This is a genomic window from Epilithonimonas sp. KH_059 (genome assembly GCF_057838485.1).
Window position 1 is genome coordinate 2,287,451 of record NZ_CM174468.1, and the last position, 22,128, is coordinate 2,309,578.

18 protein-coding genes are annotated in these 22,128 nt (G+C 41.4%); 9 read left to right on the top strand and 9 right to left on the bottom strand.

Going from position 1 to position 22,128, the window contains the following annotated elements; all coding sequences use genetic code 11:
- The first annotated feature begins 93 nt into the window (after positions 1-93).
- Positions 94-3,783 carry a phosphoribosylformylglycinamidine synthase gene (locus AC3IRX_RS10795; protein ID WP_489210342.1) on the top strand — a complete coding sequence of 1,230 codons (3,690 nt, stop codon included), beginning with the start codon at positions 94-96 and terminating at the stop codon, positions 3,781-3,783.
- Positions 3,784-3,858: 75 nt separating this feature from the next.
- Here AC3IRX_RS10795 and AC3IRX_RS10800 read toward each other — a convergent pair whose 3' ends face one another.
- Positions 3,859-4,230, bottom strand: coding sequence for a diacylglycerol kinase (locus tag AC3IRX_RS10800; protein WP_489210343.1), 372 nt, complete (start codon positions 4,228-4,230; stop codon positions 3,859-3,861).
- Between the two features lie 133 nt (positions 4,231-4,363).
- Between AC3IRX_RS10800 and dnaN the strand changes: the two genes are divergently transcribed.
- From dnaN to AC3IRX_RS10815, 3 genes are all read left to right on the top strand, one after another.
- Entirely contained in the window at positions 4,364-5,491 is a 1,128-nt protein-coding gene (gene dnaN / locus AC3IRX_RS10805) for a DNA polymerase III subunit beta (RefSeq protein WP_459112706.1), read from the top strand.
- Positions 5,492-5,729: 238 nt separating this feature from the next.
- The gene (gene pheT / locus AC3IRX_RS10810; RefSeq protein ID WP_489210345.1) at positions 5,730-8,129 is read left to right on the top strand and encodes a phenylalanine--tRNA ligase subunit beta; all 2,400 of its coding nucleotides are present in this window, start codon (positions 5,730-5,732) and stop codon (positions 8,127-8,129) included.
- Between the two features lie 121 nt (positions 8,130-8,250).
- A complete protein-coding gene (locus tag AC3IRX_RS10815) occupies positions 8,251-8,652 on the top strand; it encodes an META domain-containing protein (protein ID WP_459084301.1) in 402 nt (133 codons plus the stop codon).
- Between the two features lie 139 nt (positions 8,653-8,791).
- Here AC3IRX_RS10815 and AC3IRX_RS10820 read toward each other — a convergent pair whose 3' ends face one another.
- The 4 genes from AC3IRX_RS10820 to AC3IRX_RS10835 all read right to left on the bottom strand — a co-directional run bounded on the left by AC3IRX_RS10820 (position 8,792) and on the right by AC3IRX_RS10835 (position 11,921).
- The gene (locus AC3IRX_RS10820; RefSeq protein WP_459084300.1) at positions 8,792-9,034 is read right to left on the bottom strand and encodes a DUF8828 family protein; all 243 of its coding nucleotides are present in this window, start codon (positions 9,032-9,034) and stop codon (positions 8,792-8,794) included.
- 73 nt (positions 9,035-9,107) lie between these two features.
- Positions 9,108-10,004, bottom strand: coding sequence for a 3-hydroxyacyl-CoA dehydrogenase family protein (locus AC3IRX_RS10825; RefSeq protein ID WP_489210348.1), 897 nt, complete (start codon positions 10,002-10,004; stop codon positions 9,108-9,110).
- A gap of 42 nt (positions 10,005-10,046) precedes the next feature.
- Positions 10,047-10,931, bottom strand: a complete 885-nt coding sequence (gene bla / locus AC3IRX_RS10830; protein WP_489210350.1) for a class A beta-lactamase, subclass A2 — start codon at positions 10,929-10,931, stop codon at positions 10,047-10,049.
- A gap of 6 nt (positions 10,932-10,937) precedes the next feature.
- Positions 10,938-11,921: a Gfo/Idh/MocA family protein gene (locus tag AC3IRX_RS10835; RefSeq protein ID WP_489210352.1), complete on the bottom strand. Its 984-nt coding sequence runs from the start codon at positions 11,919-11,921 to the stop codon at positions 10,938-10,940.
- Positions 11,922-12,044: 123 nt separating this feature from the next.
- Between AC3IRX_RS10835 and AC3IRX_RS10840 the strand changes: the two genes are divergently transcribed.
- Positions 12,045-12,695, top strand: a complete 651-nt coding sequence (locus tag AC3IRX_RS10840) for a protein-L-isoaspartate(D-aspartate) O-methyltransferase (RefSeq protein ID WP_459112701.1) — start codon at positions 12,045-12,047, stop codon at positions 12,693-12,695.
- Between the two features lie 50 nt (positions 12,696-12,745).
- A complete protein-coding gene (gene hutU / locus AC3IRX_RS10845) occupies positions 12,746-14,734 on the top strand; it encodes a urocanate hydratase (protein ID WP_489210353.1) in 1,989 nt (662 codons plus the stop codon).
- Between the two features lie 307 nt (positions 14,735-15,041).
- Here hutU and AC3IRX_RS10850 read toward each other — a convergent pair whose 3' ends face one another.
- From AC3IRX_RS10850 to AC3IRX_RS10860, 3 genes are all read right to left on the bottom strand, one after another.
- Positions 15,042-15,617: a DUF417 family protein gene (locus AC3IRX_RS10850; RefSeq protein WP_489210356.1), complete on the bottom strand. Its 576-nt coding sequence runs from the start codon at positions 15,615-15,617 to the stop codon at positions 15,042-15,044.
- 81 nt (positions 15,618-15,698) lie between these two features.
- Entirely contained in the window at positions 15,699-16,529 is an 831-nt protein-coding gene (locus AC3IRX_RS10855) for an AraC family transcriptional regulator (protein WP_489210358.1), read from the bottom strand.
- A gap of 66 nt (positions 16,530-16,595) precedes the next feature.
- Positions 16,596-18,812, bottom strand: coding sequence for an NADP-dependent isocitrate dehydrogenase (locus AC3IRX_RS10860; RefSeq protein ID WP_489210360.1), 2,217 nt, complete (start codon positions 18,810-18,812; stop codon positions 16,596-16,598).
- Between the two features lie 182 nt (positions 18,813-18,994).
- Between AC3IRX_RS10860 and tpx the strand changes: the two genes are divergently transcribed.
- Positions 18,995-19,492, top strand: a complete 498-nt coding sequence (gene tpx, locus AC3IRX_RS10865; protein WP_489210362.1) for a thiol peroxidase — start codon at positions 18,995-18,997, stop codon at positions 19,490-19,492.
- Between the two features lie 236 nt (positions 19,493-19,728).
- Positions 19,729-20,145, top strand: a complete 417-nt coding sequence (locus tag AC3IRX_RS10870; protein ID WP_489210364.1) for an SRPBCC domain-containing protein — start codon at positions 19,729-19,731, stop codon at positions 20,143-20,145.
- 36 nt (positions 20,146-20,181) lie between these two features.
- Here AC3IRX_RS10870 and AC3IRX_RS10875 read toward each other — a convergent pair whose 3' ends face one another.
- Positions 20,182-21,249, bottom strand: a complete 1,068-nt coding sequence (locus AC3IRX_RS10875; RefSeq protein WP_489210365.1) for a hypothetical protein — start codon at positions 21,247-21,249, stop codon at positions 20,182-20,184.
- A gap of 80 nt (positions 21,250-21,329) precedes the next feature.
- Here AC3IRX_RS10875 and AC3IRX_RS10880 point away from each other — a divergent pair, with 80 nt between their 5' ends.
- On the top strand, positions 21,330-21,965 hold the full coding sequence (locus AC3IRX_RS10880; protein WP_489210366.1) for a J domain-containing protein: 636 nt from the start codon (positions 21,330-21,332) through the stop codon (positions 21,963-21,965).
- Positions 21,966-22,128 lie beyond the last annotated feature (163 nt).

The window sequence follows — 22,128 nt, forward strand, 5'->3', positions numbered from 1 at the left end:
CCCTACGGGCTGCCTATTTTTTTAGACAAAGTAAGAAGAAAGAGTACAATCTAGTAATTAAGCATCCGGCCTGAAAGCCGCATGAGAGTTGAAATGAAAAAAAGAATATTCGTAGAAAAAAGGGGTCTGTTTGATGTAGAAAGTCCAAAAATTTTGGAAGAGATTAAAGCAGTCGTACCGACCATTCAGTCCGTAAAAGTTTACAATGTATACGATCTTTTTGGTCTAAGCAGTGAGGAGTTTTCCAAAGTGGTTCATACCACGTTTGTAGATCCCGTGACGGATGAGCTCCACGAAGAGAATCCAGCCCAAGGTCTCTACTTTGCCACGGAATATCTTCCCGGTCAATTCGACCAAAGAGCGGATTCGGCAGAGCAGTGTATTACGCTGCTTACCGGAAATGATAAGGCAGAAGTCCGCAGCGGTTCGCTTATTGAACTTCAAGGAGTAAGCTCAAGCGATATGGATCTTATAAAGGAGCACCTTATCAATAAGGTGGAAAGTCAAGAGAAGAATCTTGAAGTTTTGGAAATTCCAAAACAAGAAGAGCCCCAACCGGTCCCGATTCATTCGGGCTTTACAGCCTACACTAAGGAGCAATTAGAACAGTTCCATAAAGAACATGATTTTTCATTTGATATGGAAGATCTTACCTTCATTCAGTCCTACTTTCAAAAGGAACAAAGAGATCCTTCAGAAACTGAACTTAAAGTACTAGACACGTACTGGAGCGATCACTGTCGCCATACGACCTTTGAAACGGAACTTACCTCAATAGAGTTTGAAGGGTATCAAAAGGAGGTTCTCGAGCGCATTTATAACGATTACCAATCCAAAAGAGCCTTTTTAAAGCGAGAGCATAAAGCCATGTCTCTTATGGACATAGGAACGATCGCAGCAAAGTACTTATACAAGACAGGAAAATTAGAAGACCTAGTGGTCTCTGAAGAAATCAATGCGTGCACCATTGAAATAGAAGCGAACTACGATGGAAAGAAAGAGCCGTGGTATTTGCTTTTCAAAAATGAGACCCACAACCACCCTACGGAAATTGAACCCTTTGGGGGCGCTTCCACCTGTTTGGGAGGGGCAATTCGGGACCCTTTGTCGGGTCGTGCGTATGTGTACCAAGCGATGCGACTATCCGGATCGGGTAATGCATTAGAGCCTGTTTCTGAAACGCTGCCGGGGAAACTTCCTCAGCGTACGATCTCGAAAAAAGCAGCCAGTGGATACTCTTCTTATGGAAACCAAATTGGACTCGCTACTACGTTAGTCGATGAAATCTACCATCCTGGATACAAAGCAAAACGTATGGAAGTAGGATTTGTAGTGGGAGCTGTGCCAAAAGATTGGGTAAAACGTGAAGAACCTTGTCCAGGAGATTTGGTGATTGTCCTTGGCGGTGCCACAGGACGCGATGGAGTAGGCGGTGCCACAGGAAGCTCCAAAGAGCAGGACCAAGACTCTATCCATACCCTATCCACTGAAGTACAAAAGGGAAACGCAGTCGAGGAAAGAAAAATTCAAAGACTTTTCAGAAATCCTGAAGTCACAAGACTGATTAAAAAATCCAATGATTTTGGAGCCGGTGGAGTTTCCGTAGCTATTGGGGAAATTGCCTCGAGTTTGTCCATCCAGTTGGACGAAATGCCCCTTAAATACGAGGGCCTTAGTGGAACTGAACTTGCGATTTCCGAATCTCAAGAAAGAATGGCCGTGGTGATCGAGCCGGGCGACAAAGAGAAATTCATTTCCCTTTGTGAAAAAGAAAATATTCATGCCTTTTCCATTGCGAAGGTGGAAGATTCGGGTCGCATGCAAATGTTTTGGAAAGGTGAGAAAATTGTGGATTTGAGTCGTGAATTTTTGGACACCAACGGGTGTCGAAAAATACAGACTGCCAAAATATCTCATTTAAAGCCTTACAAAGAAGATTCAATCGAATTTTCAAAAGAAAATTTCCTTACTCTATTAAAAGATAAGAATGTTGCCTCTCAAAAAGGGCTTCAAGAAATGTTTGACGCCTCTGTGGGAGGAACAACCGTAGCAATGCCTTACGGAGGAACCTACCAAGAAACCCTTATGGAAGGAAGTGTGCAAACCTTGCCTGTGATTGGGGCAAAAGAGGTGGAGACTGTTTCTTTTGCCTCTTGGGGATTTGATGCGGACCATTCGAGTGAAAACTCCCTAAGTGGATCTGCTCTTGCAGTTGTAGAAAGCGTCTCTAAGATTGTGGCCATGGGCGGAGATTACCGCACGATTCGTTTGAGCTTTCAAGAGTATTTTGAGAAATTGGGTCAAGTACCTGAGAAGTGGGGAAAACCGCTATCTTCTCTACTGGGTGCCTACGATGCTCAAATGAATTTTGAGTTGGCCGCGATTGGTGGAAAGGACAGTATGAGTGGGTCTTTTGAGAATTTGAATGTGCCTCCCACGCTCATTTCTTTTGCTTGTGCACACGGGGAGAAAAAGAATGTGATTTCACCGGAATTTAAAAAAGCAGGGAATTATATTTACTATTTCAATCATACGCTCGATTCGAGCGGAATGCCTGATTATAAGTCGTTAAAAGCGGTTTATGGGGAAGTCCATGAGGCGATCAAATCCCAAAAAGTAGTGTCGGCTAAAACAATCAAAAAAGGCGGTCTTGCCGTAGCGATCGCTAAAATGGCTTTTGGAAACCGACTGGGTGCTTTCGTTTCGACTTCAAAAGAAAGTCTATTAACCAGTTCTCTTGGAAGTTTAGTTCTTGAGTCTACCGAGCCTCTTGAAAGTTCCCACTTAATTGAAATTGGAAAAGTCTCAAGTGAGCCTATTTTGCAAATTTCGGGAGAAAGCTTCTCAATTGAAGAGCTTCTAGGAGCTTACAAAGGCACATTTGAATCGCTTTTTCCAACTAAGGAAAAGGAGGCTGTTCTTCTTAATGTGGACGAGAGTTTAAACTCAATTAAGTCTTCTCCACTAATAAAGAGAGGCCATGGAATTGCAAAACCTACGGTTTTTGCGCCGGTTTTTCCAGGGACAAACTGTGAATACGAGACCATCAATGCATTCGCTAAGGAAGGGGCCATTGTAAACAGTTCAACTCTCGTGAATTTGACCACAGATTTGCTAGAGCAAAGCATTGAAAATTGGGTTAAAGAAATTCAGAATTCTCAGATTCTCGTGTTCTCTGGAGGTTTCTCTGCGGGCGATGAGCCGGATGGATCCGCGAAATTCATTGTGAACGTGCTTAAGAACGAGCGAATGAAAGAAGCAGTGATGAACCACTTAGAGAAAGATGGGATGATTTTAGGTATCTGTAATGGTTTCCAAGCCCTTGTGAAATCAGGGTTATTACCCTATGGGGAAATCCGAGATCTGGATGCAAGTTCTCCCACCTTAGCACATAACTCCATTGGTAGACATATTTCTCAAATGGTCCGCGTAAAAGTGGTAAGTGAGCATTCCCCTTGGTTAGCGGGAACCTTAGGAGAAGAATACACAATTCCGATTTCCCATGGGGAAGGGAGATTTGTTGCTTCCAAGGAGGCGATTGAAGAGCTTTACCAGCAAGGACAAATTGCAACCCAGTATGTGGATCTCCAGGGACAAGTAGCCCACGGAATGCCTTTTAATCCAAACAATTCGTTTTTTGGAATCGAAGGTGTGACTTCCAAAGATGGAAAAATATTTGGTCGAATGGGACACACAGAGCGATTTAGCGAAGGACTAATGAAAAACATTCCGGATGCGAATTACCACAATGTCTTTAAAAATGGAGTGGATTACTTTAAATAAGAAATTCTTTTAGTAGAATACTGAAAAGGCGGGAAACAAATGGTTTCACCGCCTTTTTTTGGTCATCACGCGAATTTATGCTCCGAGGAGTAGGGCTTTTAGGTGAGGTAAGTAAATAACTAGTCCTACGAAAAGAGCAAAGAGGGAAGCCAGTAGCACTGCGCCTGCAGCTAAGTCTTTTATGAGTCCAATTTTATCGTTCCATTTAGGCTCGATGAAATCCGCCATTTTTTCAAGAGCTGTGTTTAGTAGCTCCATGCATAGAACAAGTGCGCACACGAGTAGCAGAATTGCAATTTCCACGTAGGTTAGATCAAAAATGAAAATGAATACGAGGTTTAAGGCGAAGGCAAAAAGCTCAATTTGCAAATTGCGCTCTGTGCGAACTGCATGTTGCAGTCCGTTAAGCGCATTTTTAAGACTGGAAAGAAAAGTTTTGTTATTCATATTGAGTAAGGGAAAGGTAGGGAATCTAGGAGAAATTCCCATAAAAAAAAGAGAGAATATTGTTAATAACTAAAGCCACAAGTTTTCTCTATTTTCCCTTTATTTGTTATATTTGTAGAAATTAAATTGATTTATGAAATTTATCGTTTCAAGTGGAGAGTTGCAAAAAGCATTGCAAACCGTAAGTGGAGTGATTTCAAGCTCTCAATCCAGACCAATTTTAGAAAATTACCTATTTGCTTTAGATCAAGATCAATTGCAAATCACGGCTTCGGATGGAGAAACTACGCTTATTACAAGTCTAGATGTAAAATCAGATGAGTCCGGAAGATTTGCGGTGCCTGCGAAGATTTTTCAAGATTTTGTGAAAACCTATGGAGAACAGCCTCTTACTTTGTCAGTAAAAGACAACGATGAGGGGGTGGGAAGTCTACTTGAAATTTTAGACGAGAAGGATAATTTTGCAGTGGCCTTGGACAATGCAGAAGACTATCCTGAACTATCTGAATTTAATGCGACTCAAAAAGTAGTGATTCCTGCAGGTGTTCTTTCCGAGGCGTTAAATAACACTTTGTTTGCGACTTCAAATGACTCTCTAAGACCTGTAATGACCGGAGTGTTATTTCAGTTTACAGAAGAAGGGACGAATTTTGTTTCCACAGATTCGCATCGACTTGTGGTTTACAATAGAACAGACCTTGTGGCAGAACCGATGGAGTTCATCATGCCGAAAAAACCACTGGCTATTTTCAAATCAATTTTATCAAACACAGCGGAAGAGGTTTTGATTGAATTCGCTGACAATGTAGCGAAGTTCACATTTGGAAAAAACATTTGGATTTGCTTATTAATTGATGGGAAGTATCCAAATTATACAGCGGTCATTCCAAAGGAAAATCCAAACATTCTAACAATCAATAGAGCTCTGCTTCTTCAAGCGATCAAAAGAGCCTCTATTATGGGGAATAAATCCACGAATCAGGTTCGTTTCAAATTGTCTGGTAACATATTGCATTTGCACACAGAAGATCCTGAATATGCAAACAAGGCAGATATGCAGATTCCTTGTGATTACAACGGCGAGGATATCAACATTGGATTTAGCTCTAAGTTCATAACAGAAATGCTTTCTGTTCTTGCATCCGATGACATTACCATTAAAATGTCCATGCCAACCCGTCCTGGAATTATTGAGCCAATTGACGGACTAGAAGACAATGAAAATTTATTGATGCTTTCCATGCCTGTCATAGGGATGTAAAATGCAATCAAATTCAATGGACTTGAATACAAAGTGAGTGCATTGATTAATTGAATACCGTAGGAGCTTGCTTAAGTCAAGCTCCTATTTTTTTTGGGCCGCAGGCTAAATGGAATTTAAGTTCTTTTGAATTCCTTTTGGGGGAGAGAATCCTTTTGAATTTCCCATGGCTATATTTTAATGTCTGCTCAAAAATACCGATATTTGCGCCCGTATCTGTACACAAATTTAAGAGTAAATGAAAATCTCAAACAACTGGTTAGGCGAATACCTGAACACCGATTTAAAAATAGAACGCATAGGAGAAATCCTAACCGACATAGGTTTAGAAGTGGAAGGTATAGAGCCTTTTGAAACCATTAAAGGGTCTTTGCAAGGAATCGTTGTGGGTCAGGTGATGACGTGCGAAAAGCATCCCAATGCGGATAAATTAAAAGTAACCACAATCGATGTGGGCGCTCAGAGCCTACTTTCCATCGTGTGTGGAGCTCCCAATGTGGAGGCAGGTCAGAAAGTAGCGGTTGCCACTGTGGGTACGAAGATCTATGCAAAAGATGGAAGTTTTTTTGAGATAAAAAAAGCCAAACTAAGAGGAGAGGTTTCAGAAGGAATGCTTTGTTCCCAAGTGGAACTAGGCATTGGTGAGGACCATTCTGGAATTATGGTTTTAGAAGAAGATTTATATGAAGTCGGAAGACCTCTAAGCGATTATATTGAAGTAGGGAGTGACCATGTTTATGAAATTGGTTTAACCCCTAATAGAACCGATGCAATGTCCCATTACGGAGTTGCAAGAGATTTGCATGCTTATTTAGCCAGCAATTCTCAGAAGTCTGATTTTGAGAAAGTAGCACTTCAACCCTTGGAAGGGCAAAACGAATCGGATTTAGAGATTGTAGTAGAAGATTCAACTCTAACGCCTCGCTACGTGGGCGCTTTTGTGGAAAATGTAACCATAGAAGCCTCACCCGAATGGCTTCAAAATAGGCTCCTAGCCATTGGTCTATCTCCAATCAATAACGTGGTAGACATTACCAATTACATTCTTCACGGCCTAGGTCAGCCCTTGCATGCTTTTGATGCAGACAAGATCGAAGGCCACAAAGTAAAAGTAGGTACGCTTGCGAAGGGAACGAAATTCACCACCCTAGATGGAGTGGAGAGAAGCCTTTCGGGAGAAGAAATTATGATTAAAGACGGAAGCGATAATCCCATGTGTATCGCAGGGGTCTTCGGTGGAATGAATTCGGGCGTAGGAGAAGAGACTCAAAGGATTTTCCTAGAGAGTGCGTACTTTAATCCCGTAGCAGTCCGGAAAGCAGCCAAATATCACGGATTAAGTACAGATGCCTCTTTCCGTTTCGAAAGAGGAGTGGATCCTGCTCAAACGAAAACAGCACTTTCTTACGCAATTAAATTGATTGAAGAAATTGCGGGTGGACAGTTGGTCGGTGAAGTAATCGATCTCTATCCTAGCGCGATAGAGGGGCAGTACGTCGTTTTACGCTATTCAATGCTTGATCAAATCCTTGGGATTAAAATCCACAGAGAGAAGGTCAAAGAAATTCTAAAGTCTCTAGACATTGCTATTCTAAATGAAATTCAAAATGGGCTCGAACTTTCGGTTCCTACCTTTAGAGCGGACGTAACTCGAGAGATTGATGTCATTGAAGAGATCCTTCGTATTTATGGATACAATAAGGTGGAATCGCCTGCGAAATTTTCGTTTTCCCCTGTGAAATTGAGTACAAATGACCAAGACGAACTTGAAAATTCGTGGGCTCGAACGCTTCAAAGCGCTGGGTTTAATGAAGTAATGAATAATTCCTTAACCTCGATTAAGGATCCAAAGGATGCCGTTAAATTACTAAATCCATTAAGTGGAGAGTTAGCGTACCTTCGTACGTCTCTGCTAGAGGGTCTATTGCAAAACGCAGCCTATAACATCAATCGAAAAAGTGCAGATTTAAAGTTTTTTGAACTAGGAAAGATTTACCATAAGACGAAATCCTACTCAGAGCGCAAGCAACTCGCCCTGCTTACCACCGGTAAGGACCAGGCAGAGAATTGGAGGTCGCAAGGAGAAGTTAGTGATTTTTATCGCCTTAAAGGATATGTATCTCTTCTCTTACAGCGACTTGGGCTTAAATGGGAAGAAGAGGTGCTAGAGGACGCGCGATTTAGCGATGGCCTTGCTTTGAAAGTTGGAAATCAAATTGTGGCAAGACTTGGGATTGTTTCAAAAGAGGCGCTTAAGTCAGCAGATGTAGATCAGAAATGTTACTACGCAGAAATCGAACTTCAACTGGCCCAGAGTCTGAGAGAAACAGAGAATCTTAAATTTCAAGACCTTCCTAAGTTTAATGTGATTCGTCGTGACCTCGCTTTGCTACTAGATAAAAATGTAAGCTATAGTGAGCTTAAAAAAGCAGTAGAGAAGAAGCCTTCCCGCTATTTACGTAAAGTGAACTTGTTTGATGTTTACGAAGGCAAAAACCTACCCGAGGGTAAGAAATCCTACGCGCTAAGTTTTGAGTTACTCAACGAAGAAAAGACACTCGAAGAGAAAGAAATTTCTCAGGTGATGAATCAATTGATCGCTTTGTTTGAAAATGAATTTGGAGCAACTCTTCGTTAAGGGATCTTGAAATTCTGAATTGCGCAGCGCTTTAATAGGCCTATTTTTTGATTAGAAAAAGCTTAAATTCAAGACGCAGTCCGATTTTTATTTATACATTTGATTTGCAAAATTACATTTTATGAAAAATATTTGGTTAGTTCTATTCGCTTTTCTTACCCTCGCTTCGTGTACAGCGATTGGATCCGTGGGTAAAGTAGGCTCGAAGCAAACGAGTATTGCAAATACCCAGTGGACTGTAACGGAATCCGTCTCAGGTCCAAAACCTACGCTCCTAATTGAAGAGCAAAAGATTGCAGGGAATGCAGGCTGTAATTCTTATTTTGGAGGTGTTGAGCTAAACCCATCCGTGGGTGGTTTTTCAACTTCCGCACTGGGATCGACAAGAAAAGCTTGTGAAGATATGACGACAGAAACGAACTTTCTTGGTCTTCTGCAAAGTGCAACGCATTACGTTGTGAATGGGAATACCCTTGAATTGTACAAAGACAATTTACTTCTTATGAAGTTTACAAAAAACTAAGAAAGGAATCTACTTTCAAAAAACAATACCGCCTAGAGCTTCTCTCGGCGGTATTGTTTTTATAGACCTTTTGCTTAAAAAACAATCTGCTTCCGGAGGAAAGCAGATTGCATATTTTAAGTATTAGAAACTAAAAGAATTAGTTCTCTTCGTCCTCTTCGTCGTATTTGGCTAATTCTTCGTCACACCATGTGAAAGCCATTTCTACTACTTTAGTGGCTTCGTCTGCCATGGTTTCTTCGTCATCTCCTTCAAGATCGTCTAACCATTCTACTTCTTCCTCCTCTACGTTAAGGATAAATCTTGGATATTCTGTATGAACTACAAATAAATCTTCCGGCATTTCGGAATTGTCGGCTAATAAAAATTTAGGTATTTTCATTTTTGTAATGTTTTAATGGGGTCAAAGATAAAGAAAATTGTTTTAGCAAATGAATCCCCTATTTTAAATTTTGTTAAAATCCGGTTGCAAAACTTTTAGCTACAATTTCTGCTTTTTTGGTGGTGGAATAGTCATAAAACCCTTCTTTTGATTTTACTCCTAGTTTTCCCGCTCGTACCATATTTACGAGAAGTGGATTGGGAGCGTATTTCGGGTTCTTAAATCCATCGTGCATTACGTTTAAGATAGCAAGACAAACGTCTAATCCAATGAAATCTGCAAGTTGCAATGGACCCATAGGGTGCGCCATTCCTAACTTCATTACCGTGTCGATTTGCTCGACACCTGCTACGCGGTTGTATAGGGTCTCAATCGCTTCATTGATCATAGGCATTAAGATACGGTTGGCCACGAATCCGGGATAGTCATTCACTTCCACTGGCGTTTTGCCTAGAGTCTTGGACCATTCAAACGTTTTGTCAAACGTTTCTTTAGAAGTGGAGAACCCTTTAATGATTTCCACAAGTTTCATTAGGGGTACTGGATTCATAAAATGCATTCCAATTACTTTTTCAGGTCTGTTTGTAACAGATGCGATTTGGGTAATGGAAATAGAGGAGGTATTGCTGGCAAGAATACAATTCCCAGGCGCAAGTTCATCCATCTGTCTGAAAATCTTTAATTTTAACTCTAAGTTTTCCGTCGCGGCTTCTACAATTAATTCCGTCTCGTCGATGGCTTTGCTTAGGTCTGTGAATAGCGTGATACGATCTAAGGTATCCTTTTTTAAAGCCTCAGTAATGGTTTCTTTCGAAAGCATCCGATCGAGATTAGAGGTGATGGTTTTTAGTCCATTTTCTAGGGCCTCAGTAGAAACGTCTACCAAGTTTACTTGAAATCCATTTTGTGCAAAGGTGTGCGCGATTCCATTGCCCATGGTTCCTGCGCCAATTACTACAATCTTGTTCATACTATTTTTTTTATTCTTCCTTTTTAGTTCTTATTTTTATTCCTATTCCTGTTCAGCGTAATAATCGTAAATCCATTTCGAGATTGTCGCGATCATTTGCGTGTTTGTTTTGTCATCTAATTTCGAATCTGAAATTAGAATGGAAAGTGCGTAATGGTTGTTTTTTGGAGTGGTTACAATTCCTATGTCGTTTTCCGCTCCTGTGAGACCCTCCTTGTTTTTCCCAGATGCGCCCGTTTTGTGGGCCGTGGATCCCTTAGGGAGAAGCGCTTTCATTTTATTGCTGCCGGTTTTTGTATTGAGCATTACTTTATAAAGAAAAGCGGTTGAACTTTCTGATAAAGTTTTTCCCTCATAAAACAATTTGAGTAGAGAACTTAGTTCTTTTGCAGATGCCGCATTCTGATATTGACGCTCCCAATCTTCGTGCATTTGCTCTTCATTAAATAGAATCTGGAATTCCTTAAGTCCAAAGCTGCGAATAAACTTCTGCGTTTGTAAAGGTCCACCCCCTAATCTTAGTAGAACATCGCAAGCATTGTTGTCACTTTGCGCAACGGTATATTCAATGAGTTCACCGAGCGAAAGAGTCACATCGCCAGAAGGATATTTTACCTTTAAAGGAGACCAGGTATTGTCTAATAGTTCTTCTGCTTTGACAAGAATAGGACTCGTAAGGGAGTAGGTTCCTTTGTCGACAAGGGAAAGGACTTGTAGGGCAATGGGGAACTTAAATACACTTTGCATCGGCAGGGCCTTATTCTCGTTCCAGTGAAACTGAAGTGAATTTTCAATACCGATTACAGAAACCCCTAACGTAAGAGGTTTTCCCTTGGTTAGCGTAGCAATTCGTTCGGATAGGGACTGCGCTGAGGACTGGATAAAGAAGAATCCGAAAAAGAGTATTAAAAGGCCGTATCGTAGCATAACGAATTATTTAGAAGGTGTTGGAGACTTTTGAATTAGGTTCATGATTTTAAGGGCCACTTCCAGTGCCTCCGTTCCATCTTCAAGGGAAACTTCAACTTGGTCATCCATTGCAATTGCTCTTGCGAACGCATTGAGCTCATCCAAGATCGCATTGTTAGGTTCGATTGCTGGATATTCAAAAAGAATTTGACTTTTTTCACCCTCGGAACTCTCAATGATCATATCAAAATCGGAAGGGTTTTCTGGCGCTTCCTTCATTCGGATTACCTCTGCTTTTTTTTCTAAGAAATCGACCGATATGTATGCGTCTCGCTGAAAAAATCTAGATTTTCGCATGGCTTTCATCGAAATTCGAGAGGTGGTGAGGTTGGCCACGCAACCGTTCTCAAATTCAATTCTCGCATTGGTGATGTCGGGCGTTTTTGACACGACACATACTCCGCTGGCATGGATGTCTTTTACTTTTGATTTTACAATGCTTAAGAGAATATCAAGATCGTGAATCATTAAGTCGAGTACGACTGAGACATCCGTTCCTCTGGGATTGAATTCCGCAAGACGGTGAATCTCGATAAACATGGGATCTTGAATGTACTGCTTGGTGGCAATGAAGGCAGGGTTGAAGCGTTCCACGTGTCCAACTTGAGCCTTGATCTGATGCTCGTTGCAGAGCGAGAGAATTTCTTTCGCTTGTTCTAAAGTTTGAGTGACGGGTTTTTCAATGAAGAAATGAATTCTTTTTTCAATTGCTTTTAAAGCGTATTGATAATGATAAAGCGTGGGAGTAACAATGTCTAACATGTCAATTTGATCCAAAAGCTCCTCGAAATTTTCAAAGTACCGGTATCCAAATTCTGCTTCAATTTTTCGGCCGTTTTCTGTGTCAGCGTCATGGAAGCCCACGAGATTATAGTGTTCGCTTTGTTGTAGAAGTTTTAGGTGAATCTTCCCCAAATGCCCTGCGCCCACGAGACCTGCTTTAATCATGCTTTATTATTTTTGTAAAGATATGGATTCGAAAAGAAAAATGAAACTCTTTGGCCTATTTACCTCCGTGGAATGTGAGGAGAAAGCCCATGGAATCTCGTTTTTAATTGCTATTTTTGTCCTATGCCAGATAGTTTTGTACACAAAGGAAAGCGCCGTAAGCTCGTAGAGTATCTCCATCAAAAACTAGGAATCGAAGATTCCCTAGTGCTTGAGGCTATGCAAAGCGTACCTCGCCACCTTTTCATTGAAAGTATCTTTGCGGATTACGCCTACGAGGATCGAGCTTTTCCGATTGCGGCTGGACAAACCATTTCCCATCCCTCTACTGTGGCAGAGCAAACGCAATTGCTACAGGTATCTTCAGGGGATAAAGTGCTTGAAATTGGTACCGGAAGTGGATATCAAACCGCAATTCTGGTTGCGATGAAAGCACTCGTTTATACGGTGGAAAGGCAAAAAAGCTTGTTTGATTTTTCTTCTGAGAAATTAAAACAGATAGGACTCCGAGCTAAGTTTCATAGTTTTGGCGATGGATTTAAAGGGCTTCCAACGTTTGCCCCCTTTGATCGTATTTTAGTGACTTGCGGGGCTCATGAGCTTCCCACCGAACTTCTAAAACAATTGCGAATCGGTGGAATCTTAGTGATACCGTTAGGGCCTCAAGAAGAACAAGTGCTAATGCGCTTTACTAAGATTTCAGAAACAGAGTTTGAAAAAGAAGACTTTGGTGCCTACAAATTTGTGCCGATGCTCGGCAAGACCCACAAGTAAATTTGCGCAATTTGTCCAAAAATTGTACTTTGGTCAAAGACTTATTTTACATGACTTTTCAAGAACAAATACAAGCGGGAATCCCTAGTGAACTGCCTGCTGAGAAAGCGTACGACTCCAAAATCAATCATGCGCCAAAGCGTAAGGATATCCTAAATAAAGAAGAAGTGAATCTTGCACTTCGCAATGCACTTCGGTACTTCCCGGAAAAATTCCACGAAACATTAGTCCCTGAATTCAAACAGGAACTACAAAGTTACGGAAGAATTTATATGCATAGATTTCGTCCTGACTATCCTATGAAGGCGCGAGGGATTGAGCAGTATCCTGGAAAAAGCATGCAGGCAAAAGCCATCATGCTCATGATTCAAAACAATTTGGATCCAGCGGTAGCCCAGCACCCCCATGAGTTGATTACGTATGGAGGGAACGGCGGTGTTTTCAGTAACTGGGCGCAGTACTTACTGACGATGCAGTATTTAAGTGAAATGACAGACAAGCAAACCCTCGTGATGTATTCAGGACATCCGATGGGACTATTTCCTTCCCATGAAGAGGCACCCCGAGTCGTGGTGACCAACGGAATGGTAATCCCGAATTATTCCAAACCCGACGATTGGGAAAAGTTTAACGCATTAGGGGTTTCGCAATACGGTCAGATGACGGCAGGTAGTTATATGTACATAGGTCCACAAGGCATTGTACACGGTACGACCATTACTGTACTCAACGCATTTCGTAAAATAAACAAGGACCCCAAAGCAGGACTCTTTGTGACCTCCGGTTTAGGAGGAATGTCTGGTGCACAGCCCAAAGCAGGGAGTATTGCAGGATGCATTACAGTGTGTGCTGAGGTAAATCCGAAAATTGCAAAAATCCGTCACGAGCAAAAATGGGTGGATGAAATTATTGAGAATTTAGAGGAGCTGGTTATTCGTATTCGAAAAGCAAAAGAAGAAAAACAAACAGTTTCACTTGCCTACCTAGGGAATGTAGTGGAAGTTTGGGAAACGTTGGATGAGCAAGGAATCTCAATCGATATTGGTTCCGATCAAACTTCTCTTCATAACCCATGGGCTGGGGGATACTATCCGGTGGGGCTAAGTTTTGAAGAATCGAATCGCCTAATGGCTGAAGATCCTGAGGCTTTTGCAGAGAAAGTTCGGGAGAGTCTACGTAGACATGCTCGAGCAATTAATAAACATACAGACAAAGGAACCTATTTCTTTGACTACGGAAATGCGTTCCTATTGGAAGCCAGTCGCGCAGGAGCAGAGGTGATGAATCCGAATCCTACACTTGGAAGAGAGTTTAGATACCCTAGCTATGTGCAAGATATTATGGGACCTATGTGTTTCGATTACGGGTTTGGTCCTTTCCGATGGGTTTGCAGTAGTGGCGATCCGAAGGATCTGGAGCAAACCGATCGCTTGGCTTGCGAGGTGTTGGAAGAACTCCTGAAAGTTTCGCCTCCTGAAATTATGCAACAGATGAAAGATAACATTCATTGGATCCAAGAGGCGCAAAAAAACAATTTGGTAGTCGGTTCCCAGGCAAGAATTCTCTATGCGGATGCACAAGGTAGAATGAAAATTGCCGAAGCATTTAACCAAGCAATTGCAGCAGGAACAATTGGTCCAGTAGTGTTAGGGCGCGACCATCATGATGTTTCAGGAACGGATTCTCCGTACCGTGAAACCTCAAACATATACGACGGTTCTCGATTCACAGCCGATATGGCCATTCATAATGTGATCGGGGATAGTTTCCGAGGAGCGACATGGGTTTCTATTCACAACGGAGGAGGCGTAGGTTGGGGAGAAGTAATTAATGGCGGATTTGGAATGCTACTAGACGGAAGTCCTGAAGCAGACCGAAGATTAAAATCGATGCTATTCTGGGACGTTAATAATGGAATTTCTAGAAGAAGTTGGGCCCGTAATGAAGGTGCTACATTTGCCATAAAACGAGCTATGGAACTTGAACCCAATTTGAAAGTGACTCTCCCAAATGCTGTGCGTGACGAATTGTTAGATTAAAAAACTTTCGGAATCCATTAATTTCACTATTGTAATATAGCCGTCTCACTGCATCACTAACAATGTCGAAAATTAGATAATAGAAAACGCTCGTAATTCGTCAATTGCTAGCGTTTTCTATTTTAGGACCCTCTAATTTGATTTGTATACTCTTTCGTATCCGACTTGGATAAAAGTAACCTGTCGCAATACGTAAATTAATACATTAATCTTTCAAGGAATTCTTACAATCCCCTATTTTGTCCTTTTTGCATAAGATAAGTCTGCCTTTTTGTTTTGGCAGAAATCGTGAGTCACTAGCAACTCTTTACAATGATTTTCTGCGAAGGGCTTCCCCCGCAGCTTCACTGGCGCAAATTAGGCCTCCAAAAAGCATAATTATATCTTTGATTACAAGTCGACCCGCCGCCGAAAGATAGGGGAATCCATGGTCAGGCCCGCCCAAATCCGCAACCCAAGTCTCCGGGGTTGTGATTAGGAAGGATAGGGTGACCAAAGACATTCCAAAGGTTAACAGCCCACCTAAAACTCCAACTTTAGGTAGCCAAATACCAAGTAAGACCAGGGTGCCGATTATGAAAATTACGGTTCCTAAAGCATAGGAAAAAACATACGTTCCATTGGACTGATGCCATTTAATGTTTTGGGGTACTACTTCTCCCTCCTTGTTTTTGTGTTGCTTATAAGAATCCGCGTCAGAGGTGTTTTTCTGGTAGAAGAAGCTCATAAAAGGAGAGTTTGCTACAAAAGGTACGATGCCGTCTGCCTCGTATTGAAAGGCTTTTAAGCCGCCAATCCAAGCCATCACGACAAAGATTGAAATTCGTAGGCCGTGAATAAAAGGCCTTTTACTAGAACTAAGAAATTCAAAGAATGCTGTCATATTTTGTTTTTTCAAAGGTAGGACGATTGCCTTCCAAGGAAAATGGACAGTTAGGGAAATTGAATGGATAATTTTGCCTATTTAGGACGGCTGTGCTACAATTGAGATTCCTACATGAGTTCGAAATTCACTAGGAGTTAATCCTGTATGTTTTTTGAAAAAACGACTAAAATAAAAGGCATCCTCAAAACGCAATTCTGAAGCAATGGTTTTGATCGAATCACGCGTTAAATGAAGTTTTTTCTTCGCTTCTAAAATTAGTCGCTCACTGATAAGTTTAGAGGGCGGTTTGCCAAATTCTTTCTTTATCTTCTTAGTGAGTGCGCTAGGCGACATATGCAAAGCATCGGCATAAAATGAAGTGTTTTTCTGTGTGGTGAAATGCGCTTCGACTAGTTCTTGAAATGGACTCAAATGATCAGAAAGAGGTCCTTCTTGTGTAGTACGTGTTAGATAATCACTCTTTTTCTTCGTGCACAAGGCTAAAATCAGTTGCAAGTAGGATTGCGAAATTGACCTTGAAAACGAGTCCTTTATGGAAACTTTTTTGATCTTTTCAATGAGAGAAATAAGCTCCTCAAAAGATTCAGGATCCGTAGGAAAGTGCGGCTGTAAATAGACGTTGTTGAAAAGGAGTCCATTGCATGCTACTTCTTTTTTGTGGTATTCAATGCAGTAGAAGTCTCCATGAAATTTTAGTCCCCAAACTTCTCGCTTAGATTCGATATTTAAGGAGTGGCTTTGGTAAGGGGAAGTGAATAAAACCGTAGGTCCCTGAAAAGGGTAGGTGATTCCCTCAAAGGTTAAACTCCCTTTGCCCTCGAATAGATAAAGCCTATAAAAGGAGTCACTTTTGGTGTTTTCTACCTGCTCTCCCGACTTAGAGAAGACTGTTAATGAATTTTCCACCATGTAAAAGTACAAAAAAAGACCTCCGCAAAAAGTGCAGAGGTCAAGAGTATTCAACCTAGAATGGAACTATAAAGAATTTATAATTTCATTTAATACCGTACTTGGTCTCATCGCATTTTCTGTTTTTTCTCTGTCTGCATGGTAGTATCCGCCAATGTCTTGGGCAGAGCCTTGCGCAGCGATCAGCTGCTCATTAATGAGCGTCTCGTTTTGCTCCATTTTGTCTGCAATGACCGCAAAGGTTTTTGCCAGCTCTAGATCTTCACTTTGATTTGCGATCTCACGAGCCCAATACATGGCTAAATAGAAGTGAGATCCTCGGTTGTCAATCGAACCTAATTTACGCGCTGGCGATTTGTCATTTTGTAAAAATAGGGCGTTGGCACCGTCTAAGGCGTCAGCAAGAACTTTGGCTTTTGGGTTGTCTTGTGTTTGCGAGAGATGTTCTAAACTTGCTTGCAAGGCTAAGAACTCCCCTAAAGAGTCCCATCGCAAATAGCCTTCTTTGATAAACTGTTCGATATGCTTTGGAGCCGAACCTCCTGCGCCTGTTTCAAAAAGACCCCCTCCGTTCATAAGCGGAACGATGGATAGCATTTTGGCTGAGGTTCCCAGTTCTAAGATTGGGAACATGTCCGTTAAATAGTCTCTTAGGACATTCCCGGAAACGGAAATTGTGTCCTTTCCTTCACGTCCTCGTTTTAAGGTTTCAAGCATTGCGTCTTTAACATCCATAATTCGGATGTCAAGTCCGCTCAAATCATGGTCTTTTAAATAAAGTTCCACTTTTTTGATCATTTGCGCGTCGTGCGCTCTGCCCTTGTCTAACCAGAAAATGGCCGGGGTATCGGATAGGCGGGCGCGGTTCACTGCTAATTTCACCCAGTCTTGAATCGGTGCATCTTTGACCTGGCACATACGGAAGATATCTCCGGTTTCTACAGTCTGCTCGAGAAGAACTTCCTTATTTTCATTTTCGATTCTTACGGTTCCTGCAGACTTCAATTGGAATGTTTTGTCGTGAGATCCGTATTCTTCTGCTTTTTGAGCCATAAGTCCTACGTTAGGAACTGTACCAAAGGTTTTGGGATCAATAGCGCCGTTTGCTTTCATGTCTTTTACAATTGCATCATAGAATCCAGCGTACGTACGGTCCGGAATTAGACATACAGTGTCCTCCTCGTTCCCTTCCTTGTTCCACATTTTCCCTCCTCCTCTAACTAAGGCTGCCATCGAGGCGTCCACAATCACATCTGAAGAAACGTGGAAGTTGGTAATTCCTTTGTCAGAATTAACCATGGCAATGCGAGGGCCTTTTTCCATTGCTTGCTGCAAATCTCTTTTGATTTCAGCTTCTTTCGGATTTCCTTCGATTTTTTCATAGAGGGTCGCTAATCCGAAATTTGGATTAATGTCCAGAGATTTGAAAGTCTCGGCATATTTAGCAAAAACGTCTTTGAAATAGGTCTCTACGACTGCACCAAAAATAATAGGGTCCGAGATTTTCATCATCGTCGCTTTTAAGTGGGCAGAAAGAAGAACGTCTTGAGCTTTTGCTCTATCAATGGCCTCTTGTACACTTGCTTTAAGAGCGGCTAAATGCATCACAGAGCTGTCAATGATTTCTCCCGCTAGTAGGGGCGCAAAATCTTTCAAAACGGTTTGTTCTCCATTTGCAGACTCAAATACGATTCGATATTTGCATGCCGACTCTATTGTGGTCGAGGTTTCTGTCGCGTAAAAATCTCCTGCATTCATGTGAGCTACCTCGGTTTTGCTGTCAGGTGCCCAAGTGCCCATACGGTGTGGGTTTGCTTTTGCGTAGTCTTTTACAGATTTTGGGGCTCGACGGTCACTATTCCCTTCTCTCAAAACAGGGTTTACTGCGGATCCTAAAACCTTTGCATAACGGGATTGAATTTGCTTCTCCTGCTCGTTTTTTGGTTCTGTAGGATAATTCGGTATTTGCAATCCTTGACTTTGTAATTCTTGGATCGCTTCCTCAAGTTGAGGAACCGAGGCGGAAATATTCGGAAGCTTTATAATGTTTGCTTCTGGGGTCTTTGCCAGTTCTCCTAGCTGAGTTAAATAATCGGGAACAAATTGCTCTGAGGATAGTCCTTCAGGGAAGTTTGCTAAAATTCTGGCGGCAAGAGAAATGTCTGGAACCTGAATTTCAACTCCAGCTTGTTTCGTAAATGCCTTTACGATCGGCAGAAATGAATTGGTAGCCAGCATAGGCGCTTCGTCCGTAAGGGTGTAATAGATTTTTGCTTGTGACATTATTGTGTTGTTTTTGATTTTAATTTATAGGATTACAAATTTACTGAATTTTAACAAGAACACGAAGTTTAGTCTAGACCACAATCGGAATAAGGACAAGATATTTAATAAAGTTTTAACCCTCTGTTAGGAAAGGTTGTAGAAGAAATTGACTATCTTTGGGAGAGATAAATTTATACATTATGGCAAAAATCACATTAAAAGGAAATGAAATTAATACCGTAGGAGAGCTTCCTGCGTCAGGAAATTCAGTAAAGGATTTCACTTTAGTCAACCAAGATTTAGAGGAGAAAAAACTTTCGAATTACGAGGGAAAGAAAAAAGTATTTAATATTTTCCCAAGTATTGATACGGGAATTTGCGCCGCCTCAGCGCGTGAGTTTAACAAACGGGCTACGTCTTTAGAAGGTACGGTGGTTATTAATGTTTCGAAGGATCTTCCATTTGCATTGGGTCGCTTTTGCGCAGCAGAAGGTTTAGACAATGTAGAGACACTTTCTGATTACAGAGGAGACTTTGGAAAAGAATACGGAGTTGAAATTAGCGACGGACCGATGAGAGGTCTTTTGTCTCGCGCCGTGGTGGTTACAGATGAAACAGGCAAAGTGTTGTACACAGAGCAAGTGCCTGAAATTACAACCGAACCGAACTACGAGGCAGCGATTGAAGCCTTAAAATAAAGAGAGAAACTAGATTCTAGAAAAGTGTACTTTACTTAAGTGCACTTTTTTTGTGTGATGAAAAGGAAAAATTTTAATTATGCACTTTGAAGAATCCAGTAAAGGAAAGGAATCAATAGGTTTTGAGTGGGAAAATTCAATTTTTAAGGTCCGAAAAGGATCCTTTTTTTTTAATTTTAGAATGGAGCGTTTGACTAGCACTATTTATTTTACTTATCTTTATCAAAAATTAACGTATGGAAACAATCAAGTCTGAGGTGATGCTGCTGGCTCCCATAGAAAAGGTTTGGGATTCTTTTTCGGATCCTAAACATGTCGTAAAGTGGTTTTTTGTGATTCAGAGCCAGAGGTGCGAAAGCGCTGTCAATGAGTTAAAAGAGGGAGGAACTTTTCGCTATGTAATGAGCACCAAAGACCAAGGTTCGGGCTATGATTTTACCGGCACGATTAAAACGTTTGTTCCCCGAGAACACATCTCTATTGTTCTCACGGACGGTCGTGAAGTTGAATTTGATTTCCAGGCCATCGACCAAGATGCCACGAAATTTAGTATGGTGTTTGAACCGGAAACCAAAAATACGCACCAAACTCAAAAACGTTTTTGGGACGTGGTCTTAAGTAATTTTGAAAAATATGTGGAGAATCTCAAATAAGAGATTCTTAGTCCCTTACCATTCTATTTTGACCCCCTAGAATTTAGAGGGTAGTGAGGATGATTTCTCGTAGTTCCGTACGGTATGATTTAGTATAGCGGCTACAATATCCCCCATCGTTTTACAATGCAACAGCGCCGGATCTTTTAATTCGGCGTAAATTTCGTTTTTTAGTGTCTGAATCTTTTCCTCACTTGAGAGGGCTTCTTTCCGCATGATCCGAAGCAAGGTCGAGATTCTTTTTTTGGCCACAATCATACGTTTGGCCATTAAAGAGCGCTCTTCGTGTTGGTACTGTTTGATGGACGAGGTCTCAATGTTGTCCATCACGAGTTTAACATAAGGGAAGTTTTCCTTAAAGAATTGGGGCTTGTATACATTCGCGCGTCCTTCGTAACTTTGTTGATCAAAGTCAATGCTTCGAATTCTGTATTTAATTTCATCAAAATCAGGCGTGAGAACCATCACAAAATTATAAGATCTTTGGTCGCCAAGAAGTCTTAAAAAGCAGCGTTCATTAAATTTTACAAATTCTTTTGCAATTCGTTTTTTGTTTTGGTTTTCATCCATCCACTTGTTTAGAAAAACATCGCCAGGGATCCCTGAGACGTGCTCTTCTATGAGTGTATCGTTGTAGACAAGAAAGTCGATACGATTGGGAGAGAGTAGATACTCGAGTTCAAGTCCATAGACGCGGGAGGCATCTGCTTTCTTGACATAAAAATAGTCGTGAATGTCGTTATGGGAGTTTTTGATTTTGATTCGAAACGGGTGGGAGTTTCCAAAAGTACAATAGTCAATACTGTCCACTTTTAGGTGGGATTTCGCCTCTTGATTTCCATCGGAACGCAGGCGCTGATAAATTTCAACTAAACCTGCATGCAGTTCTATCATTTCTTGGTAAGGGTACATAACGCCTTCCCAAAGGGTGTCATTGCCTTCTTGATCGGTAATGGGGAAGTGCTCACTATAACGCAGAAGGTCTTCGTATTGGGCGCTTAATTTTGCGACCCGATCAAAGCGTTTTAAGTAATGTCGGAAAGGCTCACTAAGAAGGTATGAGGGCTTTTTTTTGGAGATTTTGATGTCTGCGCCGTTTTCCATTCGTGCCTACTTTTAAGTTTAGAATTTAAAAGTAAGGAAAAAGAATTACAATTGCTATTTTTGCCTATAGAATACTGAACTTGAAGAATTACTATTACTTTCTCGGCATCGACTCGAAATCTACTCTGGAAGAGATCAAATCGGCGTACCGCAAGCTTTCCCATAAATACCATCCTGATAAAAATTCGGAAGATCCCTTTTTCAATCGGCGCTTTGCGGATTTGAAAGAGGCCTACGAAATCCTTTCGGACCCGGAGTCCCGCTCCGTTTACGATTCTTATTTGGAAACGGAAGATAGAAGCCCTAGAAGTCCTTTGCCCCCGGTGATTAAATCCTTTACGGTCAGTAAGCTACAGGGAGAAAAAGGAGAAGAGGTGATCTTGAAATGGAATACCCTGCATGCGGACGTCGTAAAGATAGTCCCCTTTGGTCTGGTAAAGGCTTTTGGAGAGAAAACAATTGAATTGCCGGAATTTGATCAAGGGCAATTTCAAATCTTACTCCATGCTCAAAACACACTTCTACGTAAAACGGTGGTGCAAGGAATTACCATTCATGATAAAACTCATGTTTCTAAGGAGCAGGTTCCTTTTAATGAGAAAAGCAAAAAACAAGGGGAATTGCAAGAGAAAAGACAAAGTAAGCTAAGAGGGCAGGTCGGGTGGCTGGTTTTGCTCGTCCTATTGGCGCTACTTGCGCTCTACCTATTTCGCTGAGAAATCCGTCGTATAAGCGTTAGGCCATTTTTAATCGACCCGGGCATTTCTTGCATCGTTTGCCCTTTTTGAATTTTTTACAACACTTCTTTTTTCCACAATACATCGCCTCTGCGTTACTGCGGGCAGGAGCTAAGGGTGGGATTCGAAAGGCAATGCTCGT